This window comes from Fuscovulum blasticum DSM 2131, assembly GCF_003034965.1.
Taxonomy (GTDB): Bacteria; Pseudomonadota; Alphaproteobacteria; order Rhodobacterales; family Rhodobacteraceae; genus Pseudogemmobacter; species Pseudogemmobacter blasticus.
In genome coordinates, this window is the sequence record NZ_PZKE01000010.1 from 24,887 (window position 1) to 47,657 (window position 22,771).

The window sequence follows — 22,771 nt, forward strand, 5'->3', positions numbered from 1 at the left end:
CGCCCGTCTCGGGCCGCGGTCTTGTCTCCAAGATAGTCAGATGTGGGCAGGGTTCAATGCGATAACAGGAAACTTCCGAAATCCGGCGCCGTTTCCGCGCCCCAGCCGGCGCCAAACCCCGCGCAAGGCGCCGCGATCAGCGTTTCGCCCTGCCAGATGGCCGGGCTTGCCTCCAGCACCGGCCGCGCAATTCCCGTCGCCCGCCAGTCCGGGCAAAGCCGCAAACCGGCCGCGCCAAGGGCGCGGATCTCCAGCCCCGCACCACCCGGCCCGGTAACGCGCCAACGCCCGTCCCAGATCTGTCCAAGCGGCACCGCGCCCTGCACGGCCCGCATCTCGCGCGTCACGCTTACCCTGCCCGCCTTCTGGCGGAACCGGCAGCCGCCCAGCGTGGCCTCGCGGCCCTCGCGCAAGCCCGCGGTCAGGGCGGCAATCTTGGCGGCCCGGGGCGGATGGTCCGCCCCCCCGATCCAGCGCACCATCGCCACCAGCAGCCGCCGCGCCACCTCGGCATCGCAGGCCCACAGCGCGCAGGCGTCGAACATCAGCCCCCCCGCCCCCTCGGCCACCAGATCGCGCCCGGCTTGGGCAACGGCCCCCGTCACCACACCCTGCGCCATCGCCAGATGGTCGATGACCGCAGCCAGCCGATCCACCGTAATGCCCAGCGGCTTCAGCGCGCCAAGCGCCCGCCGCGCCCGGACGCGGGTGAAACGGTCATTGTCATTCGACGGATCGTCGATCCAGGCCACGCCCCGCCGGGCCAGATAGCCGCGCAGATCGGCGCGGGTCTGGCGCAGGAACGGGCGGTGGAAGCGCACGCCGCCTTCCGCAAAGCTGCCGCTCATCCCGGTCAGCCCGTCCAGCCCCGCCTCGCGGGCAAGCCCCATCAGGAAGGTCTCGGCCTGATCATCGGCGGTATGGGCCAGCGCAATATCCCCGATGCCCGCTGCCACGGCCCAATCGGCCATCAGCCGATAGCGCGCCCGCCGCGCCGTCTGCATCAGATTGCCCTCGATACGGCCGCCATGATCCCAGACCAGCACCCGATGCGGCAGCCCCAGACCGGCACAGATGCCGGCCACAAACTCGGCTTCCGCAGCCGCCTCGGGCCGTAGCCCGTGGTCCACGGTCACCACCTGCAAGGCCCGGCCCGCCGTCGCGGCGGCCTCGGCCATCAGATGCAGCATCGCCAGGGAATCGCTGCCGCCCGAAACGGCAAGGCCAAGCGCCCCGTGCGGGGGGCCGGTCCGGTCAAGGCCCTGTCGGGCCACCTGCAAAAGGCGGGCGTCGCTGCCCGCGCCGGTCAGCCCGCCGCCTGCGCTTACGGGCACCCCAGCCCCTGCATGGCGACCGGCGCCTGCGTTGCGGCCTGTGACGCCGGATATTGCGTGGACACCTCGGCCAGCGTCACGCAGGCCTCGGGCGTCTGGCCCAGGGCGCCCAGCGCCTGCCCCAGTTTCAGCAGCGCGTCCGGCGCGAACTGGCCCTGCGGATCGGCGGAATAGGCGTCCAGATAGGCGCGGGCCGCGTTGGACGTCTCACCCAGGCTGGTCAGCGCCTCGCCCCGCAGATAGTTCGCCTCGGGGATCAGCGGCCCGCCAGGATAGGATTGGGCATAGGCCTCAAAGAGCGTTGCAGCTTGGCGAAAGTCACCTTGACCGAGCACCCCCTTGGCCCGGTCGAAGTCGTCTTTTTCTGCGACGGCCATTTCTGCACCGCCTGTTGCACTGGATGTGGTGCCCGTGGGGGCCGGCGCCGCCGCAGGGGCCGCAGCCCCGGTCGCGCCGCCCAGCACCGAGGTCTTGCCAAGGTTCATCGGGTCGCAACCCTCGGTCACCTCGCACAGGCGGTACTCGATATCGCCGATCCGGTTGGTGCCGTCCGCCACCACCCGGTTCAGCCGCAGTTCAACGTCCTCGGCGCGCGAGGTCAGCCGCGCCAGCGCGGCCTCGATCGCATCCATCCGTTGCAGCGCATCGCCGCCGCCGAAGCTGGCCGAGGCGCCGCTGGCCACGGTCTCGGCCTTCAGCGCGTTGAATTCGGCCGCAAGCTGGCCCAGCTCGACCCGGATGTCCGCCAGCGTCTGCGCCTTGTCCTGCGCAAGCGCGGCGACGGGAAGCGCCGTCAGCAGAAGGGCAAGTCGCAGGGTACGACGCATCGCGTCAGACCCCCGCGCCCGCCGACAGCACCGTCACGGCGCGGCGGTTCTTGGCATAGCAGGCTTCTTCCGAACACACCTCGATCGGGCGTTCCTTGCCGTAAGAGATGGTCTTCATCCGGTTGCCGGCCACGCCCTGGCTGATCAGGAACTGCTGCACGGCGGCCGCACGGCGGGCGCCCAGCGCAAGGTTGTATTCGCGGGTGCCCTTCTCGTCGGCATGGCCTTCGATGATGATCGCATAGCCCGGATTCTGGTTCAGCCAGCCCGCCTGCCCCGAAAGGATCGTCCGCGCCTCGGGCGACAGGGTCGACTGGTCAACCGCGAACAGCACCCGGTCACCGACCGTCTGGTTGAAATAGGCAATCGACCGCGGATCGCTGGGGTCGCCCAGACCCGTGGTGTCGATATAGCCGCCCGATCCGCCGGCGCCCCCCATGCCACCGGCACCGCCGGCCCCGCCCGAACCATAGCGGTCGGGGTTCTGGCAGGCGGCCAGCGTCAGAGCGGCCAAAACAAGCAGGGCCTTGGGGGCAAGCATCATCGGGAGAATCCTTCTCGTTCGCGCGAAATCGGGCATTTGGCCTTGTCTAGCAGGTTTGCGCGCCCAAGGGAATCGGGCGCGCGTCACGATCACGGCAGCAAGGGCGACCAGGCCGGGTCGCTGGACGGCCCGTCAGTCGGGATCTGCTTGAGGTTCCGCCCGGTGATGTCAACCGACCACAGCGAGGCCTGACCGCCGCCGCCGCTGGTTTCGCGGGTAAACATGATCACCCGGCCGTTCGGCGCCCAGGTCGGGCCTTCGTCCAGGAAGCTGGCGGTCAGCAGGCGCTCTTCGCTGCCATCGGTGCGCATGACGCCAATGTGGAACCGCCCCGCGTTCTGCTTGGTAAAGGCGATCAGGTCCCCGCGCGGCGACCAGACCGGGGTGGAGTAGCGCCCCTCGCCGCCCGAGATGCGGCGGCCCTCGCCGCCCGAAGCCGGCATGATATAGACCTGCTGGGTGCCCGAGCGGTCGCTTTCGAACACGATCTGGCTGCCGTCGGGGCTGAACGAAGGCGCCGTCTCGATCGAGGGCGAATTGGTCAGTTGGCTCAGTTGGCCCGAGCGGATGTTCAGCGCATAGATGTCAGAGTTGCCGCCGCGTTCCAGGCTGAACACCACCGTGCCACCATCGGGCGAGAAGCGCGGCGCAAAGGTCATGGTGCCCGGCTGTTCCTCCAGCGTGCGCCGCTTGAGGCTGCCCACATCCATCAGCGTGATGCGCGGAAAGCCGGTTTCGTAGCTGGTGTAAAGGATGCGGTCGCCCGTGGGGGAAAAGCGCGGCGCCAGCACGATTGACCCCGAGTCGGTCAGATACTGCACATTCGCGCCGTCGTAATCCATAACCGCCAGCCGCTTCAGGCGGGCGTTCTTGGGGCCGCTTTCACTGACGAACACCACGCGGCTGTCGAAGTAGCCGCCTTCGCCGGTGATCTTGGAATAGACCACATCGGCCACCTTGTGCGCCATACGCCGCCAGCCTGCCGTGGTGCCGGCAAACTGCAACGCGGCACCGTCCATGACCTTGCCGTTCAGCACGTCATAGGCGCGAAACTTGACGGTGATCCGGTCGCCGCTGGCCGAAACCGCGCCGGTGATCAGCACCTGCGCATTGACCGCCTTCCAGTCTTCAAAGGCAACACCGCCGTCAAAGCTGGTGATCCGGCTGATATGCGCATCGGCCGGAATCTCGCGGAAGAACCCGGTTCCAACCAGGTCCGAGGCCACGACCCGGCTCAGGTCGCGGGCCAGATCGCTGGCGCCGCCTTCATCGACAAAGGCCGGCACGGCAATAGGCATCGGCTCGATCACACCGGCGCCGATCACGATGCGCGGCGGCGGGGCGTCTTGCGCCTGCGCGGCCGGCCCGGCAAATGCCGCAAGACCAAGCGCAATCAGGACTGTGACAAATCGAAAAGACGGTCTCATATGCCTCTGGCTCCGTTTTTCTTGTTTTTACCCTTGGATGGGGTCGGTGTTTCAGGGGAATTCCGGCAAATGCTCGGCCTTTTGCCCATAGTCTTGTGGCGGCTGTCGGTCATCTGAATCTCATCCCGTTGGCGTCAAAGACCAGATCCAGCACCTTCCATGTATCATATTTGTCGGGCGGCAACGGGATGCCGCCTTCGGTATAGGCACGCTGGATGGCGCGGCGGGCGGCGCTGAAGGCGGTGTCGATGGCCGATTGTGTCGGGCCGCTGCTTTCGATCAGGCTGATATTGCCCGGCCGCCCGTCAGGCGCGAACTCCACCCGCACCACCACGACCGTACTCATCGTATCGGTCGAGACGGCACCAAGGTTCCACTTGTTGCCGATGGCCGACCGGATGTCGCCGATCTCGCCCGCGTTCAGCGGCGGGCCCGCAGGTCCGCTGCTGGCCCCCCCGGAACTGGCCGCGCTGCTGCTGGAGCTGCTGGAACTGGGTTCCTCGGCGGTGGCCTCGGCCAGCGCCGCGGCAATGGCATCGTTTTCGGCAGCACTGCCGGACTCGCTGCTTGCGGCGGTCTCGGTCGGGGTTTCCGTCGCGGCGGGGCGCCGGGCGGGCTTGGACTTCGGCCGGATGCTGGCGGTCATGCCCAGCGACTGGTCCTGTTCCTCGGTTGCCTCGGTGCGCAGCACGTCGCCGGATTCCTGCGGCAAGGTCTCTTCCGTGGTGTCTTCCACGACCTGCGGCTCGGGCGTCGGTTCGGGGCTTACGGCCTCTTCCGGGGCCTCGGATGTCTGCGCATCTTCCGGCACGTCCACCGGGGCAGGTGCCACGCGATCGGCGGGCTTGGGCTTTGGCCGCATCGACGACGACAGCGACGGCAGCGGTTGTTCTTCAGGGGCGACCACAACCTCTTCGGGCTGCGGTTCGGGGGCAACCGGAAGCGGCTCGGGGTCAGGCTCGGGCGCTGGTTCCGGTTCGGGAGCAGGTTCCGGTTCGGGCTGCGGCTCCGGGCGCGGCGCGGGTGGCGTTTCCACCGCGGGTTCCGCCGCCGGGGCCTCGGGCTGCACCGGCTCGGGCGCGGCAATCTCGGACGGCTGTTCCGGCGCCTCGGCGGCACCCGACGGGGCCGCCGACTGCATCGCCGCGAACTCGGCCTCGGAAATCATCGACACCTGGGTCGAGATGATCTCCTGCGGTGGTTCAGGCGCAAACAGCCAGTCCCCCAGGAGAACCCAGAGGAGCGCCCCGGCATGCCCTATTCCAGAATAGAGCGTGCCCGATTGCAACCGCGTTTCCATCGGTTCAGTCCTGGCCATCCGCGCCGAAAGCCGGACCCTGCGCATCGGTCACAAGGCCAAGGTTGGTGAAGCCGCCGGCGTTCAGCGCCCCCATGACCTGCGCCACCCGTTCATAGGGCAGCGACCCGTCGGCCCGCAGAAAGATCTTGTCGCTGGTCCGCTCGGCCGCGATCGCCTTCAGCTTGGGGATCAGCTCGTCGGGCGCCACCTCGGTGGTCATCACCATGACCAGACCGTCGGCTGTCAGCGTGACGGTCAGCGGTTCTTCCTGCTCGGTCGGCAGAGCATTGGCCGCCGTCTTCGGCAGTTCGACCGGCACCCCCACCGTCAGCATGGGTGCCGCCACCATGAAGATGATCAGCAGCACCAGCATCACGTCCACAAAGGGCGTGACGTTGATCTCGCTCATCGCGGCGGCGGTGCCGCGACGCCGGCGGCGATGCCCACCGCCACCGCCTTTCTTGATGACCCCGGCGCCCATGACCTACGCGTCCAACTGGCGCGACAGGATCGTCGCGAACTCATCGGCAAAGCTTTCATAGCCGCCCTGGATATGTTCGCTGTCGGCGTTCAGCTTGTTGTAGAACACCACGGCAGGAATGGCCGCGACCAGACCCACCGCCGTGGCCATCAGCGCCTCGGCAATGCCGGGGGCCACCACCGCAAGGTTGGTGTTCTGGCTCAGCGCGATCTGCTCGAAGCTGTGCTTGATCCCCCAGACCGTGCCGAACAGCCCGATGAAGGGCGCGGTTGACCCGGTGGTCGCAAGGAAGCTCAGCCCCTTGTTCAGTTTCTCGCTTTCGCGCGCGATGGCCACATCCATCGCCCGGTCGATCCGGGCCTGCGCGCCGGCGATCAGGGCGCCGTCCTGCTTGTGGCTGCGCCGCCATTCCAGCATCCCGGTCGCAAAGACCTTTTCACTGGCCCCCTGCGGGTCTGACCCGATCTTCTCATACAGCTCATCCAGCGGTTCGCCCGACCAGAAGGCGCGGTCGAAGATCGACGCCTCGTTCCGCGCGGCGCGGAACATGATGTGTTTCTGGATGATGATCGCCCATGACCAGAAGGACATGCCCAACAGCATGAGAATGACGATCTTCACCGTCAGCGTTGCGCGCGCGAAAAGGGCCAGCAAGGAGAAATCAATCTCCTGCGCCAATGCGAGGGTTTCCGTTTCCATTACGCCTGCTCTGTTATGTCGTCGGGCCGTTTCCCGGTCCGTTACCCCTGATTCTAGCAAGGATACAGAGGGATTGCCAACACAAGTTGGCGACTGGCGGTCCCCCGCGCATCAAACTTCGCGCCAATCCGTCTTGGCTGTGCCTAGTGAACGGGCGGCGAAAGCCGGGCGCGCACCTCGGCGGGAATACGGGCGGCGTGGCCGTCGTCGCTCAGGCAGACCAGCGTCACCACCGCCTGGAACAGACGCTCGCCCGCGCGCAGCACCTCCTGCTCCACCACGATCCGCGCCCCGCCCATCTCGCGCAGACGGGTGGTGACGGTGAGGTCATCGCCGAATTTCGCCGGCCGCAGATAATCGGCCTCGACCCGGCGCACCGCAAACACGATGCCCTGCCCCGCCTTCAGCGCGGTCTGGTCCACCCCCAGCGCCCGCACCCATTCGCTGCGGCCCCGTTCGATGAACTTCAGGTAATTGGCGTAATACACGATGCCGGCCAGGTCGGTGTCCTCGTAATAAACCCGGACAGGCAGGCTATGGGCGGAAATATCGGACATGCTGGCCTCGCAACGGCGATGCTGGCTTCCTATTCTTTCTTCTGCGGGAATGCCACCACCCCCGCCGCCCGAAAGGAACCCGCCATGCGCCTTGCCGCCCCCGCAGTTGCCCTTGCCCTTACCCTGTCCGCCCTGCCCGCCATGGCCGAAGAAGTGGGCCGCGTCGGCGTTGACTGGGTCGGAAACGACATCATCATCGAAGCCATCCCCGACCCCAAGGTGCAGGGCGTGACCTGTCACCTCGCTTATTTCGAACGCTCGATCTATGACCGGCTGACCAACGGCAACTGGTTCGAAGACCCCAGCTATTCCGCCGTCGACTGCACCCAGACCGGCCCCATCACCTTGGGCGACATCGACACCGGCGAAGACGGCGAAAAGGTGTTCTCGGAACGCCAGTCCCTGATCCTCAAGACGCTGGAAGTGACGCGGATCTACGATGCCCGGTCAAACGCCCTGATCTACCTGGCCCATGCCAGCGAAATTACCCAAGGCTCGGGCAAGATGTCGATCTCGGTCATCCCGCTGCCTGAGTAACCCCCAGCCGCGCGAGTTCGGTCGCCTCATCCTGCAGGGCCGCGCGCCCCTTCGGCGTCAGCCGGTAGATGCCGCGCGCCTCTCGTTCGAACCAGCCGTAGTGGTCGTCCCGCATCAGGACAGCCGCCCGCGCGACGCCGGTCGCCGCCGCGACCGCAGCCGCCTTCATCGCCCCGCCCGACAGCGCCGCCAGACAGCGCAGCGCATCCTGCCGGTAGGCGGTGACGCGGCGGATGCCCGTCGTGCCCCCGGTGTTCGGATCGCCCACCCGCCGCGAAAACTCCCGCAACAGCCGCCCTGCCTGCCGGACATTCCGGCGTGGCTGATAGGGGCCGGGGTCAAGATGCGCCTCGACCACGTCGCCCCGCACCGCCAGCAGGCCCAGCCCCAGCCGGCGGCACAGCGCGATGATCTCCTTGTAGCGCGCGCCCCAGCCCCGCGGCCCCAGCGGCACCGCAAGGTAAACCGCATCGAACAGCGCCTGCCGCGCCACCCCCTGCATCACCAGCGCCAGCGAGAATGTCAGCTTCAGTTCCACCACCACCGGCGGCTCGTCCCCCCGCACCGCCATCAGGTCGCAGGCGCCGATCTCGGCCTTCACCTCATAGCCCTGCGCCTCAAGGAAGGCTTTGACGGGGGCGGACAGATCGGCCTCTTTCACTGCCGCGCCGCCAGCCGCAGAGCATGGCTGCGGTCCTGCGCCACCGCCGACAGCACCGGGTCATAGGCGGCGCGGATCAGCGCGGCGATGTCGGGCCGCAGCATCACCGCCTCGCCCGCCCGCACCAGCGGCGCCCCTGCTGCAAAGGCCCGGTCCGACCAGAGCAGGATGATCTGCACCGCCTGCGCCAGCGCCAGCGTCTCGGCCGGAACGGCCGACAGGTGGTCATCCATCCGCAGGAACACGAAGGCCGCACGGATCGCGCCGTCCGGGTCAAAGCGGAAGGCCCGGTACTGGTTCGCCCCCTCGGCCTCAAGCCGGGTACACAGACCGGCCAGCCCCGGCACCAGCCGGTCAAGGTTCGGCACCTGCGGCAGCTCGGCCCAGTCGCGGAAGAAGAAGACCATCAGGTTCGCGCCCAGTTCCGGGTCGGTCTCGGCCATCCGGTGCCCGGCCAGCGCCACCACCGCCTCGATCGCCCCCTTCACCACCGGCAGCGTCGCATCCTCGATGCCAAAGACCACCGGCACGATGGGCCGCCCCCAGCGCGCACACAGGAAACTGCCGTCGGCGCGGGTGAAAAGGGCTTCAATCTCCTGCGGGGTCATGGTCCGGCTCCTCTCGGCGGCGGCGCGGTCATCCCCCGCCGACCCGCGCGGGTCAAGCCCCCGCCGCACAGCGACGCCAGAACCACCTCACCGCCCCAAGCCCCTTCCTCTTGGCCCAAATACCCCGGGGGTGCGGGGGCAGCGCCCCCGCCGCCCGACGCCGGCCAGGGGGTCACCCGTCGAACAGGTCGCTCTGCCCCGGGGCGCGCGGCGCCTCAAGGCCCAGGTGGCGCCAGGCCTTGGCGCCCAGCATCCGGCCGCGCGGGGTGCGCTGGATCAGGCCCTGTTGCAGCAGATAGGGCTCGATCACCTCTTCGATGGCGTCGCGCGGCTCGCTCAGTGCCGCGGCGATGGTTTCCACCCCCACCGGCCCGCCGCCGTAATTCTCGGCCAGCAGCACCAGATAGCGCCGGTCCGCGCCATCCAGCCCCAGATTGTCCACCCCCAGCCGGGTCAGCGCCCGGTCGGCCAGCGCGCGGCTGATCTTGCCGCCCGCCTCGACCAGCGCGAAATCCACCACCCGCCGCAACAGCCGCCCGGCAATCCGCGGTGTGCCCCGCGCCCGCCGCGCGATCTCGCGGCAACCGTCCTCCTCCGCCTGCACGCCCAGAAGCCGCGCGCCCCGGGTAACGATCTCATGCAGCTCGTCCTCGGTATAGAATTGCAGCCGGGTCGGAATCCCGAAACGGTCGCGCAGCGGCGTGGTCAGCAGGCCCAGCCGCGTGGTGGCCCCCACCAGCGTGAAGGGTTGCAGGTCGATCCGCACCGTCCGCGCCGCCGGCCCCTCGCCGATCACCAGATCCAGCGCGAAATCCTCCATCGCGGGATACAGCACCTCTTCCACCACCGGCGACAGGCGGTGAATCTCGTCGATGAACAGCACGTCGCGCGGTTCCAGATTGGTCAGGATCGCCGCCAGATCGCCCGGCCGCGCCAGCACCGGGCCGCTGGTCATGCGGAACCCCACCCCCAGCTCGCGCGCCATGATCTGCGCCAGCGTGGTCTTGCCCAGGCCGGGGGGGCCGTGGAACAGCGTGTGATCCATTGCCTCGCCCCGCATCCGGGCGCTGTCGATGAAGACGCGCAGGTTCGCCCGCGCCTCGTGCTGGCCGATGAATTCCTCCAGCGCCTGCGGGCGCAGCGCGCGGTCGGAATCCTCGGGCAGCTTTTCGGGCCGCAGGGCGGGGTCAGAGGTCATGCCTTACCTCGGCGCCAGAAGTTTCAGCGCCTGCCGGATCAGCGTGGCCGTGTCGGCGTCGGGCTGTTCGCCCGAAACCGTCGCCACCGCCTGCGCCGCATCTCCCGGCCCATAGCCCAGGTTCTGCAAGGCCGACAGCGCATCCGCCGTTCCGGCCGCGCGGCGGGCGGCGGCCTCGTCAACCTTCGCGGCCTTGCGGGGCGCGGCGGCCACCGGCGGCGCCGGCTCGATCAGCTCGACCGTCTCGGCGGTGCCCGACAGCCGCGCGCCCATGGCCATGACCGAAGGCGCCTTGGATTTCAGCTCAAGGATCACCCGCTGCGCCAGTTTCGGCCCCACGCCCGGCGCGGCCTGCACGGCACGGGCATCGCCCAGCGTGATCGCGCGCGCCACCCCTTCGGCGCCCAGCGCCCCCAGAATGGCCATGCTCGCCTTGGCCCCCACGCCCTGCACCGTCATCAGCAGCTTGTGCCATTCGCGGTCCAGCATGGTGGGAAAGCCGAACAGTTGCAGCAGGTCTTCACGCACCAGCAGATCGGTATAAAGGGCGCAGGCCTCGCCCACCGGGGGCAGCGCGGCCATGGTGCGGTCGTTGACATGCACGATATAGCCCACGCCGCGACAGTCGATCAGAACGGTGTCCAGACCCTTCCAGTCCAGCCGCCCGGCAATCTTGCCGATCATCCCGCCGCCCTCCGCAGCGCCTGCTGCAACCGGCCGGCCGATTGCACATGATGGGAATGGCAGATCGCCACCGCCAGCGCATCGGCCGCGTCGGGGCCCGCGATCTGCACGCCCGGCAGATGCAGCCGCACCATATGGTCCACCTGCACCTTGGCGGCATGGCCGACACCGACCACCGTCTTCTTCACCGCGTTCGGGGCATATTCCCCCACCTCCAGCCCGAACTGCGCCGGCACCAGAAGCGCGATGCCGCGCGCCTGCCCCAGCTTCAGCGTGGCCACCGCATCCTTGTTCACGAAGGTATGCTCCACCGCCGCGGTTTCCGGCTGATACAGGCGGAACACTTCGGTCAACTGGGCGTGCAGGCTGCACAGGCGGCGGGCCAGATCGTCGGTGGCGCCATCGCTGTGGCAGATGCCGTTCGCCACATGCGACAGCCGGGCGCCGGCCACATCAATGACCCCCCAGCCAAGATTCCGAAGCCCCGGGTCGATGCCGATGACGCGCATAGCTGTTCCTTTTCGTCGCAGGAAGGGTTAGCACGAAAAGAGAACATCCGCCAAGACGTTACTTCTGCGTTGCATTCTTCGGGATGCGGTTGTATGCAAAGCCGTGAAAACGACGCAGAGCCGCAGAATAACGACGTTTGCGCCGGCCAGCCGCCCAGGCCGATTGAAAATCGTCAAAACCTTTGTGTCAGCCATGCATTGGCTGCAAGGCGGCCTTGTTGGCCGCTTCATTGCTTTTCTCACGCTGCACGTCTATCTCGCTCTCCGAGGGGCACAACGCCCCCGAATTGAGCAGTTTGTGAAAAGGAACACCATCATGGCCGCCATCGAAACGAGCCGCCCGGCGCCGTTCGGCGCCATCACGACTTACCGTGCGTTCAACGCGCTTTCGACCGTCTTCTCGACGATCGGCGCCTGGAACGACGCACGTGTCACCCGCAAGGCCCTGTCGAAGCTCTCGGACCGCGAGCTGGACGACATCGGACTGTGCCGTGGCGATATCGAGATGCTGGGGCGCTGAGCCACCCCTGACCGAACCATCGGTCGCCGGACGATGAAAGACCGTCGCGCAGGGTTCCTGCCGGCGGTCTTTCTGTTTTACGCGCCCCGCGCCACAGGCCCCGCACCACATCCCGGCCGCCAACATGCAAAAGGCCGCCCCGACGGCGGCCTTTTCAGCCCGGCATCTCGGCCAAAGGCTCAGGCCGGAAAGACCTGCCCCAGGAAAGACGCGATCATCCGCGTCACCGGATCGGCGGCCATCAGGGTTGCGGCCAGCGGATCAAAGCCGGTGCCGGTCGCCAATTCGCCGACCCGGCGATCATAGGTTTCATCCCCGACATGGAACAGGATCGCGCCCTTCAGGACAAAGCCGATGGCGATCACCACCACCAGCGACCGCAGCAGCCGCCCGACAGACCCTTCGCGCCGAAAGGTCGAAGACCGGCCCAGCGTGCCCCGCGCCTCGAAGCCATAGCCCTTGCGGCGCATCTTTTCGATACGTTCAACGCGGCCGTAAAATTCCTTGAGATTAGGATCAGACCACATTTGCACACCGGAAACAGCGTTTTCCAACACGCCCCCCTTTCCACAGGCCGCCTCAATGTGGCCCGGATAAGGGAACGTTCGCTCAGGAGAACTTAATCAGGCGTTATTTTCAAGCCCGGTTGCCTTTTCCAGCACCAATGCCGACCATTCGCCAAGATCGTTGCGATTCAAAAGACGGAAACCTGACCCAAGATAAGTTTCAATCACAGCTTCTGCCTGAACTGCCAGCAGGCCCGACAGAATCACGCGCCCGCCCGGTGCGGCATAGGTTGCCATCGCCGGCGCCAGTTCGACCAGCGGCCCCTTCAGGATATTGGCGAAGATCAGGTCAAAGGGCGCCGCCGCCTTGATCCGGCGATGATCGAAACCTGCGGCCTCAAGACAGTCGATCCGGCCTTCCAGCCCGTTGATCGCCACGTTCACCTTGGACACATCCACCGCCACCGGGTCGATGTCGCTGGCGATCACCCGCGCTTCGGGCAGAACCTTGGCCGCGGCCATCGCCAGAACCGCGGTTCCGGCGCCGATGTCGGCCACGTTCGCAGGGCGGAACCCTTCGGTGAACAGATGGTCAAAGGCCAGCAGGCAGCCCAGCGTGGTGGCATGGTGGCCGGTGCCGAAGGCCATGCTCGCCTCGATCTGCAACGCCACCCGGCCGGCGGGCAGCTTGTCGGCATCATGGCTGCCGAACACGAAGAAGCGGCCCGCATCCACCGGATGCAGCTCGCGCTGCACCTTGGCCACCCAGTCCACCTCGGGCAGCTCCGACACAAGGAAGGATTTGGCGCCAAAGGCCGTGGCCAGGATTTCCAGGATGATGCCATCGGGCGCATCGTGGAAATAACCGGCCACTTCCCACAGGCCCGACCCGTCTTCCACCTCGAAGACGCCCACGCCATAGGGCTCGGGTTCCATCCGCTCAACCGCCTCGGCCAAGGCGCGGGCGGCGGCTTCGCCTTGCGTGGAAGTAAGGGCGGAATAGGTCGTCATATCGCAGGCTCCGGTCAGGGCGTGGGCCTTGCGTTACGCGGTTGGGGCCTTAGGCGCAAGCGTCAGGCCCCTTCGCACCCGTTTCAGGCCGCCGTGACGCCCACCCCGATGGGGCAGGACACGCCGGTTCCGCCAATCCCGCAATAGCCGTCAGGATTCTTCGCCAGATACTGCTGGTGATAGTCCTCGGCGTAATAGAACACCGGCGCGGGCAGGATCTCGGTGGTGATCTGCCCCCGCCCGGCGGCGGTCAGCGCCTGCTGATAGGCGGCCTTGCTGGCCCGCGCCACCGTCTCCTGCGCCTCGGTAAAGGTGTAGATGCCGCTGCGGTAGGTGCTTCCCACGTCATTACCCTGCCGCATCCCCTGCGTCGGGTCGTGGTTTTCCCAAAACAGCTTCAGCAGCTCGCCATAGCTCACGACCTTCGGGTCGTAGATCACCCGCACCACCTCGTTGTGGCCGGTCAACTGGGTGCAGGTTTCCTTGTAGGTCGGGTTCGGGGTGAACCCGCCGGCATAGCCGACCATGGTCAGCCACACACCCGGCACGGCCCAGAACTTGCGCTCGACGCCCCAGAAGCAGCCCATGCCGAACATCGCCTCCTCCATCCCCTCGGGCACCGGCGCTTTCAGCGGCAGCCCCGACAGGAAATGCGTCTCGGCGGTGGGCAACGGCTCGGCCCGGCCCGGCAGGGCGCGGTCGGCGGTCACCATCTCGGTCTTGCGGCGGTCGAAAAGGAACATCTGCAACTCCTCATCTGTCTGCCCAAGGAATATAGGGGGCGCGGGCCGAATGTCACTCGGCCGGGCGGGCCAAACCGCGCGACAACAAGGTTTCGTGACCGGGCGCCGGATGGCGCGGGATCAGCATCACCAGCCCCACCGTCACCGCCGCCATGCCCGCGCCCAGCACGAACACCTTGTCCGGCGCCACCGCCCAGAGATAGCCCAGCGCCGCCGGCAGGAAGACCGCCGCGATATGGTTGATGGTGAAGGCCACCGCCTGCGTGGGGGCAATGTCGCGCGGATCGGCGATCTTCTGGAAATAGGTCTTCAGCGCGAAGGACAGCGAAAAGAAGAACTGGTCGGCGATATACAGGAACCCCGCCACCACGATGCCCCAGCCGAACCAGGTCAGCCCGCCATAGGCCAGGAACACCAGCGTCAGGCCGATGTATTCCACCGCCATCACATTGCGCTCGCCCCAGCGGCCCAGCGCCCGCCCCATGGCCGGGGCCGCCACCATGTTGACGGCAAAGTTCACCAGCAAGAGCGCCGTCATCTCCGACACTTTCATGCCGAACTGTTCCACCATCATGAAGCCGGCAAAGACCACATAGATCTGCCGCCGCGCGCCCGCCATGAATTGCAGCAGGTAGAACAGCCAGTAGCGCCGCCGCAGCACCATATGCCGGTGCTGGGGGTGCGGCGCCTCGATCTGCGGCCAGGCCAGCGCGGCAAACACCACCAGCGCCAGCGTGATCCCGCCCGAGGCCAGATAGACCGTGTTGTAATCCAGGCCCAGCCTGTCCCACAAAAGCACGATCGCCCCATAGGACAGAAGCGACGCCGCCGACCCCACGCCGATGATCCGCCCCAGCACCCGCGGCGCGCGGTCCCGGCCCAGCCATTGCAGTTGCAGCGACTGGTTCACCGTCTCGAAATAATGAAACCCGATCGACGACAGCAGTGTCACCACCAGCAGGCCGCCAAAGCTGGTGAACCAGGCGGTGACCGCCGTCGCCCCGCCCAGCAGCGCCAGCGCCACCAGCGCCAGCGTCTGTTCGCGCATCACCCACAGGACCAGGATCACCCCCACCGCCAGAAAGCCGGGGATTTCGCGCACCGTATGCAGCCAGCCGATTTCCTTGCCGGTAAAGCCCGCCGCCTCGATCACGAAGTTGTTCAGCAGCGCGGTCCAGGTGGCAAAGCTCATCGGCATGGCAAAGGCCATGAGGTAAAGCAGCGCCTCGGGCCGCCGCCAGCGCGGCAGCCGTTCGGCCTCGGCAAGGGTCATGCGGTGCAGGATCATGCCGCGCGCTTACACCGGCCGGATATGCCGGGCCAGCCGAACCTTGTGACGGGCACAATTACACCACATCGCCCCGGTCCAGCCGGGCCAGCACGGTTTCGGCCCCGTTCATCACCCGCGCCCGATGGTCGGCCGGCATCCGGTCCCAGGTCCGGTACATCTGCGCCATGCGGGGGTTGCGCTCGAACCGCGCCCGGTGCCGGTCCAGGAAGTGCCAGTACAGCAGGTTGAACGGACAGGCCGCCTCGCCCGCCTTTTCCGCAACCTTGTAGCCGCAGCCCCGGCAATGGTCGGACATCCGGTCGATATAGGCGCCCGAACTGACATAGGGTTTTGACCCGACCACGCCCCCGTCGGCCCACTGGCTCATCCCCAGGGTGTTGGGCGCCTCGACCCATTCGAAGGCGTCGATATAGACCGACAGATACCACTGATGCACTGCCGCCGGGTCCACCCCCGCCAGCAGCGCAAAGTTGCCCGTCACCATCAGCCGCTGGATATGGTGGGCATAGGCCAGCGCCCCCGTCTGGCCCACCGCCGCGCGCAGGCAGGCCATCCGCGTTTCGCCGCCCCAATAGGCCGCCGGAAGGGCGCGGCCATGGCCCAGCGCGTTCGCCTCCAGATAGGCCGGCCCCTTCAGCGCCCAGATGCCGCGCACGAACTCGCGCCAGCCGATGATCTGCCGGATGAACCCCTCGGCGGCGTTCAGCGGCACCCGGCCCGCCCGCCAGGCGTCTTCGGCCGCCCGGCACAGCTCCAGCGGCCGCAGAAGCCCGATGTTCAGCGCCGCCGACAGCAGCGAATGGGAAAGCCACGGCTCGCCCTCCAGCATGGCATCCTGTTCGGCGCCAAAGCTGGGCAGGCGGTGCGTCACGAAATCGTCCAGCGCCTGCACCGCCTGCGCCCGCGTCACCGGCCAGCCGAACGGCCGCAGCCGCCCGAAATGGGCAAACCGCGCCTCGACCAGCGTCAGCACCTCCTCGGTCACCGCATCCGGGGCAAACCGCAGCGGGGCTGGCCGCAACAGGCTGCGCTCGGCCCGCTTGCGGTTCTCGGCGTCCAGGTTCCACTGGCCGCCCGCGGGCTTGTCACCCTCCATCAACAGGCCGGTCTTGCGGCGCATGTCGCGGTAGAACCATTCCATCCGCAGCTCCTTGCGCCCCTCGGCCCAGGCCGCGAAGTCACCCGGCGAACACAGGAAGCGGTCATCCGGCAGAACCGTCACCGCCAGCGGCAGCGCCTGCAGGTCGGCCAGCACCCGCCATTCGCCGGGATGGGTGCAGATCAGCGCCTCCGCCCCGGCATCCGCCGCCCGCCGCAGCAGTTCGGCCGCCAGCGTCTGGCCATTCCCCGGGTCATCAAGCCGCGAATAGGCAACCTGCCAGCCGGCCGCCCGCAAATCCTGCGCAAAGTGCCGCATCGCGGACAGGATCAGCGCAATCTTCTGCGGGTGGTGCGGGACGCTGGCCCCCTCGCCCGTCACCTCGGCCATCACCACCAGATCGCGCGCCGGATCGGCGGCCCGCAGCGCCGACAGATCCGCCGAAAGCTGGTCGCCCAGCACCAGAATCAGGCGCGGCTTCGGCATCGTCCCTTCCCTGCGGCCCCCGATGGCCGTGCTGCGGCGGAACCTAATCCGTCTGCCGCCGCCATCCAGACCGCCGGGAATGCGTTTCTGCTCTTTCCTTCGCGGAAAACGCCCGTATAGTCCGGCCCCATGACCAAAGCGCCGCAGATTCCTGCTACCTGCACGGGCTTCCGCCCGGCAGCCGCGCTTGGCCTTCTTCTTCTTAGCCGCCTCTGAGCGTGCCCTTGGGCGCGACCGCTCGGAGGTGACCAGCGCCCGGACCACGCAAACAGGCTAAGATTCCAAGGATTTCCCCGATGACCGACACGAATGCGCAACCCCGCGTCCTGATTTTCGATACCACGCTGCGCGATGGCGAACAGTCGCCCGGCGCGACCATGACGCATGAAGAGAAACTCGAAATCGCCACCCTGCTGGATGAAATGGGGGTCGATGTCATCGAGGCCGGCTTCCCCATCGCCAGCGAGGGCGACTTCGCCGCCGTCAGCGAAATCGCCCGGCGCGCGAAGAACAGCACCATCTGCGGTCTGGCCCGCGCCAACACCAAGGACATCGACCGCTGCTGGGAGGCGGTGAAACACGCGAAATCGCCGCGCATCCACACCTTCATCGGCACCTCGCCGCTGCACCGGGCCATTCCCAATCTGGACATGGACCAGATGGCCGAGCGTATCCACGACACGGTGACCCACGCCCGCAACCTGTGCGACAACATCCAGTGGTCGCCGATGGACGCGACCCGGACCGAGGCCGATTACCTCTGCCGCGTGGTGGAAATCGCCATCAAGGCCGGCGCGACCACGATCAACATCCCCGATACGGTGGGCTACACCTACCCGTTCGAATCCGCCAAGATCATCCGCATGTTGCTGGAACGGGTGCCGGGCGCCGATACCATCGTCTTCGCCACCCACTGCCACAACGATCTGGGCATGGCCACGGCCAACGCCCTGGCGGCGGTGGAGGCCGGCGCGCGGCAGATCGAATGTACCATCAACGGCCTTGGCGAACGCGCCGGCAACACCGCGCTGGAAGAGGTGGTCATGGCGATGCGGGTCAGGAATGACATCCTGCCCTACCGCACCGGCATCGACTCGACCAAGATCATGAACCTGTCGCGCCGCGTCAGCCAGGTGTCGGGCTTCCCGGTGCAGTTCAACAAGGCCATCGTCGGCAAGAACGCCTTTCTGCATGAATCCGGCATCCATCAGGACGGCGTGCTGAAGAACGTCCAGACGTTCGAGATCATGCGCCCCGAAGACATCGGCCTGACGGCGAAGAACATCGCCATGGGCAAACACTCGGGCCGCGCCGCGCTGCGCTCCAAGCTCAAGGAACTGGGCTTCGATCTGGCCGACAACCAGTTGAATGACGTGTTCGTGCGCTTCAAGGCGCTGGCCGACCGCAAGAAGGAAATCTACGACGACGACCTGATCGCGCTGGTCGCGGATGAACAAACCAACGATGCCTATGAATTCCTGCAACTGAAAAAGCTGCGGGTCATCTGCGGCACCGAAGGCCCGCAGGAAGCGGACATGATCCTGACCATCGACGGCACCGATCACCACATCGACGCCACCGGCGACGGCCCGGTCGATGCCGCCTTCAACTGCGTGAAGATGCTCTTCCCGCACAAGGCGCGGCTGCAGGTCTATCAGGTTCATGCCGTGACCGAAGGCACCGACGCGCAGGCCACCGTCTCGGTCCGTCTGGAAGAAGATGGTCGCATCGTCACCGGCTCGTCCGCCGATACCGACACGATCGTCGCCTCGACCCGCGCCTATATCAACGCGCTGAACCGCCTGATCATCCGCCGCCAGAAAACCGCCCCCGGCGAGGATGTGAAGACCGTGACCTACCACCACGGCGAATGACCAGACACCGCCCGGCGCCCTGCAACGGGGCGCCGGGCAAGCCGTCACCTCAGCCGGCCAGCAACTTGCGAAAGCGCCACAGCACACCGGCCACCGCAACCACCGCCATGGCGGAAATGGCCGCGATCTGCGGCCAGACGGCCGCAAGCCCTACCCCCCGGTAAAGAACAGATTGCGCAAAGGCCGCGAAATGCGGCGCGGGGCTGACAATGCGGATGACGATCTGCAACCAGTCGGGCATGGATTCGATCGGTGTCATGCCGCCCGACAGCAAGAGCATCACCACGATCACCGGAATCACCAGCAGGCCGAACTGCCCCATGTTCTGCGCCAGCGTTCCCAGCAGCAGCCCGATGCTGCCCACCGCCAGGGCATAGACCACCGCCCCCACGATATACACGGCCAAAGACCCGGCCACCGGCACGCCCATCAGCCCTTCCACAACCAGAACAAGGCTCAGGATCTGGGCGCACAGGATCACCATCCCGTTGGCCAGGATCTTCGACAGCGCAATCTCGTGCGGATGCACCGGCATGACCAGCACATGTTCGATGGTGCCATGCTCGCGTTCGCGGATCAGCGACGAACCCGCCAGGATCAGCATCAGGATCGTCACGTTGTTCATCAACTGCATGACGGCGGTAAACCAGCGCGGCGTCAGGTTGGCGTTGTAGAGGTTGCGGAACGCCACATCGACCTTTGGCACGCTCGCCGCGTCGGGGCCGGCCCAGGCGGCGATCTCGCTCAGAACCGCCTGTTGCAGGAAGGTGGCCCCGTTGCCGGCATGGGCCACCGCCGTGGCATCCACCAGCAGCAGCAGGCTGGCCGGCTTTCCTTTCATCAGGTCGCGCTCAAACCCCGGCGGAATGGACAGCACCAGCACATGATTGCCCGCCTTCTGCCCGGCCGCCGCCTGTGCCGGCGTCAGCGGAACCGGCGTGGCGAACATTGGCTGGCGGATGGCATCGGTGATGCGCCCGGAAAGCTGGCTCTGGTCCTCGTCCACCACACCCACCGACAGGTTGCGCACCTCGGTCGAGGCGGCGTTCGACACCAGCCAGACCGCCGCGGTAAAGACGTAAAGGATCAGCACCAGCATCACCCGGTCCCGCGCCAGGGCCCGCAGTTCCTTGACCGTCAGCGTGGCGATGTTCTTCACGCTCTGCATCTATCGCTCCTGCTTGCGCAGGCCCAGAACGGCCAGGGCCAGATACAGGACCGCGAACCCCGCCAGCACCAGCCCCGGCCCCGCAAGATCGGCCCCGCCAAAGCCCTTGACGAAAGACCCCACGCTGACCGGCTGGAACCAGCCCCCCGGAAAAGCCTGCCCGATCAGCCACCCGGCCGGGGCCAGCGTCGACGTCGGCACGATCAGGCCAGAGAAGTTCACCGTCGGAATGATCGCGATGATGGCGGTGGCAAAGACGGCGGCAACCTGCGTCGTCGTGAAGGCCGACATCAGTTGTCCAAAGCCGGTCGAGGCCGTGACATAGGCCAGCGCGACAAGGCCGAAGGCCCAGACATTGCCGGTGAAGGGTACACCGAACAGCCCGCGGGCCAGCAGCACCAGCATCCAGAAGCTGGCCCAGGCCACCACGATATAGGGAAGCTGCTTGCCGATCAGGAACTCGGGCCGCGTCACCGGGGTTGACCGGAAATTGGCGATCGTGCCGGTTTCCTTTTCCCGAACCACGCTGATCGCCGCCATGATCGCGGGGATCAGCATCAGGATCAGCATGATCACCGAAGGCACCATGGCTTTGGCGCTCTTGAAGGACTGGTTGAACAGGAACCGCGTCTCGAAACCGACCGGAGCCGAAACCGCCTGCCCCGCCGCCAGATCCTCGTTGCTGCGGTTCAGCACCCCAAGCGCATATCCGCGCGCCACTTCCGCCCGAAAGGGCATCGCCCCATCGACCCAGACCGAGAGTTCGGGCACCTCGCCCGCCGCCAGCTTGCGCCCGAAGCCATCGGGAATATCCAGCGCCAGCGCGATTTCCCCCCGCCCCATCCGGGCCATCAGATCCTGCGGCCCCGAGACCGGCCCCGCATCCGCGAACTGCCGGATCGCGGTGAACCCCTCGATCACCTGTCGGCTCTCGGCGCTCTGGTCCTGGTCAAGGGCGGCAAAGGCCAGCTCGTCCACGTCGAAGGAAATGCCATAGCCCATGGTGATGAACAGGATCAGCGGCCCGGCCAGCGCGAACAGCAGCCGGATCGGGTCGCGCATCAGTTCCAGCGCCTCCCTCCAGGCATAGGCCCGCGTGCGGACGGCCCAGGCCAGCCGCGCCGGCCGCGCGGGCGGCAGGTCAAGCGGACCCGTGGCCAGCGGCCGCGCGGCCTCGCCCATTTCGGCGGCCAGCACCGAGATGAAGGCGGCCTCCAGCGTGGGCGCGCCATGGCGGGCCACGATCTCGGCCGGTTCCCCCACGTCCAGCACCCTGCCCGCGTGCATCAGGGAAATCCGGTCGCACCTCTCGGCCTCGTTCATGAAATGGGTCGAGATGAAGATGGTCACGCCCTCCTGCCGCGACAGCCGGATCAGCTTGCGCCAGAACACGTCGCGCGCCACCGGATCAACGCCCGAGGTCGGCTCGTCCAGAATCAGGATGCGGGGCCGGTGCAGCACCGCCACCGCAAGCTGCAACCGCTGGCGGATGCCCAGCGGCAGGTCTTCGGGCCGCGCATCGGCAACATCGTCCAGATCGAAATCCTGCAAGACCTCGGCGATGCGGGCCGCGCGTCCCTCGGGCGGCAGGGCGTAAAGCCGGGCGTGCAGCGCCAGGTTCTGCCGCACCGTCAGCTCGCCATACAGCGAAAACGCCTGCGACATGTAGCCGATGCGCAGCCGGCTTTGCATGTCGCCCGTGGTCAGATGTTCACCGAACAGCCGGGTCGTGCCCTCGCTGGGGGTCAGAAGCCCGGTCAGCATCTTCATCGTGGTCGATTTTCCGCAGCCGTTCGACCCCAGGAACCCGAAGATCTCGCCCTCGGGGATGGTGAAGCTCACATCGCTGACCGCGGTGAACTCGTTGAACCGCATGGTCAGGTGGCTGGCCTCGATGGCCGGGGCGGCCCCCTCGTGCGCCGGGCGCGGGGGCAGCACGACGGGCGTGGTATCGCCGCGCCGCGCCGGCGGCAACAGATTGACGAAGGCCGCCTCAAGACTGGCCGCGCCCCCCTGCGCCCGCAGCTCGGCCGGGGTGCCGCGCGCGATGATCTGGCCGGAATCCATCGCCGCCAGCCAGTCGAAACGGTCGGCCTCCTCCATATAGGCGGTGGCGGTCAGCACGCTCATGCCGGGGCGGCTGGCGCGGATGTGGTCGATCAGATCCCAGAACTGCCCGCGCGACAGCGGGTCCACGCCCGTGGTCGGCTCGTCCAGGATCAGCAGGTCAGGGTCATGGATCAGCGCCGAACACAGCGACAGCTTCTGCTTCATCCCGCCCGACAGCTTGCCCGCCGGGCGGTCGGGAAACGGATCAAGCCCGGTCGCCTTGAGCAGCATCCCGATCCGCGCATCCCGCTCTGCCGGGCCCTGCCCGAACAGCAGCCCGAAGAATTCAAGGTTCTCGCGCACGGTCAGGGTGGGGTAAAGGTTCCGGCCCAGCCCCTGCGGCATATAGGCAATGCGCGGCGCAATGGCGCTGCGGGCCCGCGCCCCGGCAATATCGGCGCCCAGAACCGAAACCCGGCCCGTCTGAAGCTGCCGCACCCCCGCGACCAGCGCCATCAGCGTGGACTTGCCCACGCCATCCGGCCCGATCAGCCCGGCCATGCAGCCCGCCGGAATATCCAGCGTGACATCGGTCAGGGCCGGCCTGCCGCCATAGGCATGGCTGACCCCCTGCAACCGGGCAACCGGGTCCATCGGC

General features: G+C 67.2%; 23 protein-coding genes. 3 read left to right on the forward strand and 20 right to left on the reverse strand.

The features are described from left to right. Positions 1 to 53: 53 nt before the first annotated feature. The 8 genes from tilS to ybgC all read right to left on the reverse strand — a co-directional run bounded on the left by tilS (position 54) and on the right by ybgC (position 7,169). Complete coding sequence (tilS, locus tag C5F44_RS11360; protein ID WP_107673658.1) at positions 54 to 1,334, reverse strand: tRNA lysidine(34) synthetase TilS; 1,281 nt, start codon at positions 1,332 to 1,334, stop codon at positions 54 to 56. Then, positions 1,325 to 2,161, reverse strand: a complete 837-nt coding sequence (ybgF, locus tag C5F44_RS11365; RefSeq protein WP_107673659.1) for a tol-pal system protein YbgF — start codon at positions 2,159 to 2,161, stop codon at positions 1,325 to 1,327. Before ybgF ends, tilS begins: the two co-directional genes overlap by 10 nt. 4 nt (positions 2,162 to 2,165) lie before the next feature. Then, complete coding sequence (pal, locus tag C5F44_RS11370) at positions 2,166 to 2,705, reverse strand: peptidoglycan-associated lipoprotein Pal (RefSeq protein ID WP_107673660.1); 540 nt, start codon at positions 2,703 to 2,705, stop codon at positions 2,166 to 2,168. Between the two features lie 89 nt (positions 2,706 to 2,794). After that, positions 2,795 to 4,132: a Tol-Pal system beta propeller repeat protein TolB gene (tolB, locus tag C5F44_RS11375; protein WP_107673661.1), complete on the reverse strand. Its 1,338-nt coding sequence runs from the start codon at positions 4,130 to 4,132 to the stop codon at positions 2,795 to 2,797. A 109-nt stretch (positions 4,133 to 4,241) separates the two neighbouring features. Next, complete coding sequence (locus C5F44_RS18005) at positions 4,242 to 5,450, reverse strand: cell envelope biogenesis protein TolA (RefSeq protein ID WP_181318255.1); 1,209 nt, start codon at positions 5,448 to 5,450, stop codon at positions 4,242 to 4,244. Beyond that, positions 5,437 to 5,913: a protein TolR gene (gene tolR / locus C5F44_RS11385; protein ID WP_107673662.1), complete on the reverse strand. Its 477-nt coding sequence runs from the start codon at positions 5,911 to 5,913 to the stop codon at positions 5,437 to 5,439. The genes C5F44_RS18005 and tolR overlap by 14 nt, the downstream gene beginning before the upstream one ends. 3 nt (positions 5,914 to 5,916) lie before the next feature. Continuing rightward, a complete protein-coding gene (gene tolQ, locus C5F44_RS11390; protein WP_107673663.1) occupies positions 5,917 to 6,612 on the reverse strand; it encodes a protein TolQ in 696 nt (231 codons plus the stop codon). A 143-nt stretch (positions 6,613 to 6,755) separates the two neighbouring features. Beyond that, positions 6,756 to 7,169, reverse strand: a complete 414-nt coding sequence (gene ybgC / locus C5F44_RS11395) for a tol-pal system-associated acyl-CoA thioesterase (protein ID WP_107673664.1) — start codon at positions 7,167 to 7,169, stop codon at positions 6,756 to 6,758. 84 nt (positions 7,170 to 7,253) lie between these two features. On the opposite strand from ybgC, the gene C5F44_RS11400 reads away from it, so the two are divergent. Continuing rightward, on the forward strand, positions 7,254 to 7,706 hold the full coding sequence (locus C5F44_RS11400; RefSeq protein WP_107673758.1) for a CreA family protein: 453 nt from the start codon (positions 7,254 to 7,256) through the stop codon (positions 7,704 to 7,706). Here the strand turns inward: C5F44_RS11400 and C5F44_RS11405 are convergent. From C5F44_RS11405 to ruvC, 5 genes are all read right to left on the reverse strand, one after another. Then, positions 7,687 to 8,367, reverse strand: coding sequence for a DUF2161 family putative PD-(D/E)XK-type phosphodiesterase (locus tag C5F44_RS11405; RefSeq protein ID WP_235822612.1), 681 nt, complete (start codon positions 8,365 to 8,367; stop codon positions 7,687 to 7,689). The genes C5F44_RS11400 and C5F44_RS11405 overlap by 20 nt on opposite strands. Further along, positions 8,364 to 8,975, reverse strand: coding sequence for a hypothetical protein (locus tag C5F44_RS11410; protein ID WP_107673665.1), 612 nt, complete (start codon positions 8,973 to 8,975; stop codon positions 8,364 to 8,366). Before C5F44_RS11410 ends, C5F44_RS11405 begins: the two co-directional genes overlap by 4 nt. Before the next feature lie 172 nt (positions 8,976 to 9,147). Continuing rightward, entirely contained in the window at positions 9,148 to 10,173 is a 1,026-nt protein-coding gene (gene ruvB, locus C5F44_RS11415) for a Holliday junction branch migration DNA helicase RuvB (RefSeq protein ID WP_107673666.1), read from the reverse strand. Positions 10,174 to 10,176: 3 nt separating this feature from the next. After that, positions 10,177 to 10,857, reverse strand: a complete 681-nt coding sequence (gene ruvA, locus C5F44_RS11420) for a Holliday junction branch migration protein RuvA (RefSeq protein ID WP_107673667.1) — start codon at positions 10,855 to 10,857, stop codon at positions 10,177 to 10,179. After that, positions 10,854 to 11,366, reverse strand: coding sequence for a crossover junction endodeoxyribonuclease RuvC (gene ruvC / locus C5F44_RS11425; RefSeq protein WP_107673668.1), 513 nt, complete (start codon positions 11,364 to 11,366; stop codon positions 10,854 to 10,856). The genes ruvA and ruvC overlap by 4 nt, the downstream gene beginning before the upstream one ends. A 316-nt stretch (positions 11,367 to 11,682) precedes the next feature. On the opposite strand from ruvC, the gene C5F44_RS11430 reads away from it, so the two are divergent. Continuing rightward, complete coding sequence (locus C5F44_RS11430) at positions 11,683 to 11,886, forward strand: DUF1127 domain-containing protein (RefSeq protein ID WP_107673760.1); 204 nt, start codon at positions 11,683 to 11,685, stop codon at positions 11,884 to 11,886. A gap of 179 nt (positions 11,887 to 12,065) precedes the next feature. On the opposite strand, the gene C5F44_RS11435 is transcribed toward C5F44_RS11430, so the two are convergent. The 5 genes from C5F44_RS11435 to C5F44_RS11455 all read right to left on the reverse strand — a co-directional run bounded on the left by C5F44_RS11435 (position 12,066) and on the right by C5F44_RS11455 (position 17,022). Then, positions 12,066 to 12,413 carry a hypothetical protein gene (locus C5F44_RS11435; protein ID WP_107673669.1) on the reverse strand — a complete coding sequence of 116 codons (348 nt, stop codon included), beginning with the start codon at positions 12,411 to 12,413 and terminating at the stop codon, positions 12,066 to 12,068. Between the two features lie 96 nt (positions 12,414 to 12,509). After that, positions 12,510 to 13,403, reverse strand: coding sequence for a 50S ribosomal protein L11 methyltransferase (locus C5F44_RS11440; RefSeq protein WP_107673670.1), 894 nt, complete (start codon positions 13,401 to 13,403; stop codon positions 12,510 to 12,512). 83 nt (positions 13,404 to 13,486) lie between these two features. Then, positions 13,487 to 14,146: a peptide-methionine (S)-S-oxide reductase MsrA gene (gene msrA, locus C5F44_RS11445; protein WP_107673671.1), complete on the reverse strand. Its 660-nt coding sequence runs from the start codon at positions 14,144 to 14,146 to the stop codon at positions 13,487 to 13,489. 52 nt (positions 14,147 to 14,198) lie between these two features. Beyond that, positions 14,199 to 15,434 (reverse strand): MFS transporter, encoded by a 1,236-nt coding sequence (locus C5F44_RS11450; RefSeq protein ID WP_107673672.1) that lies wholly within the window; start codon positions 15,432 to 15,434, stop codon positions 14,199 to 14,201. A 58-nt stretch (positions 15,435 to 15,492) separates the two neighbouring features. Then, positions 15,493 to 17,022, reverse strand: coding sequence for a cryptochrome/photolyase family protein (locus tag C5F44_RS11455; protein ID WP_107673673.1), 1,530 nt, complete (start codon positions 17,020 to 17,022; stop codon positions 15,493 to 15,495). A 296-nt stretch (positions 17,023 to 17,318) separates the two neighbouring features. Between C5F44_RS11455 and C5F44_RS11460 the strand changes: the two genes are divergently transcribed. Beyond that, complete coding sequence (locus C5F44_RS11460; RefSeq protein ID WP_107673674.1) at positions 17,319 to 18,896, forward strand: 2-isopropylmalate synthase; 1,578 nt, start codon at positions 17,319 to 17,321, stop codon at positions 18,894 to 18,896. Positions 18,897 to 18,945: 49 nt separating this feature from the next. Here C5F44_RS11460 and C5F44_RS11465 read toward each other — a convergent pair whose 3' ends face one another. Further along, the gene (locus C5F44_RS11465) at positions 18,946 to 20,064 is read right to left on the reverse strand and encodes an ABC transporter permease (RefSeq protein ID WP_107673675.1); all 1,119 of its coding nucleotides are present in this window, start codon (positions 20,062 to 20,064) and stop codon (positions 18,946 to 18,948) included. After that, positions 20,065 to 22,767, reverse strand: a complete 2,703-nt coding sequence (rbbA, locus tag C5F44_RS11470; protein WP_107673676.1) for a ribosome-associated ATPase/putative transporter RbbA — start codon at positions 22,765 to 22,767, stop codon at positions 20,065 to 20,067. Positions 22,768 to 22,771 lie beyond the last annotated feature (4 nt).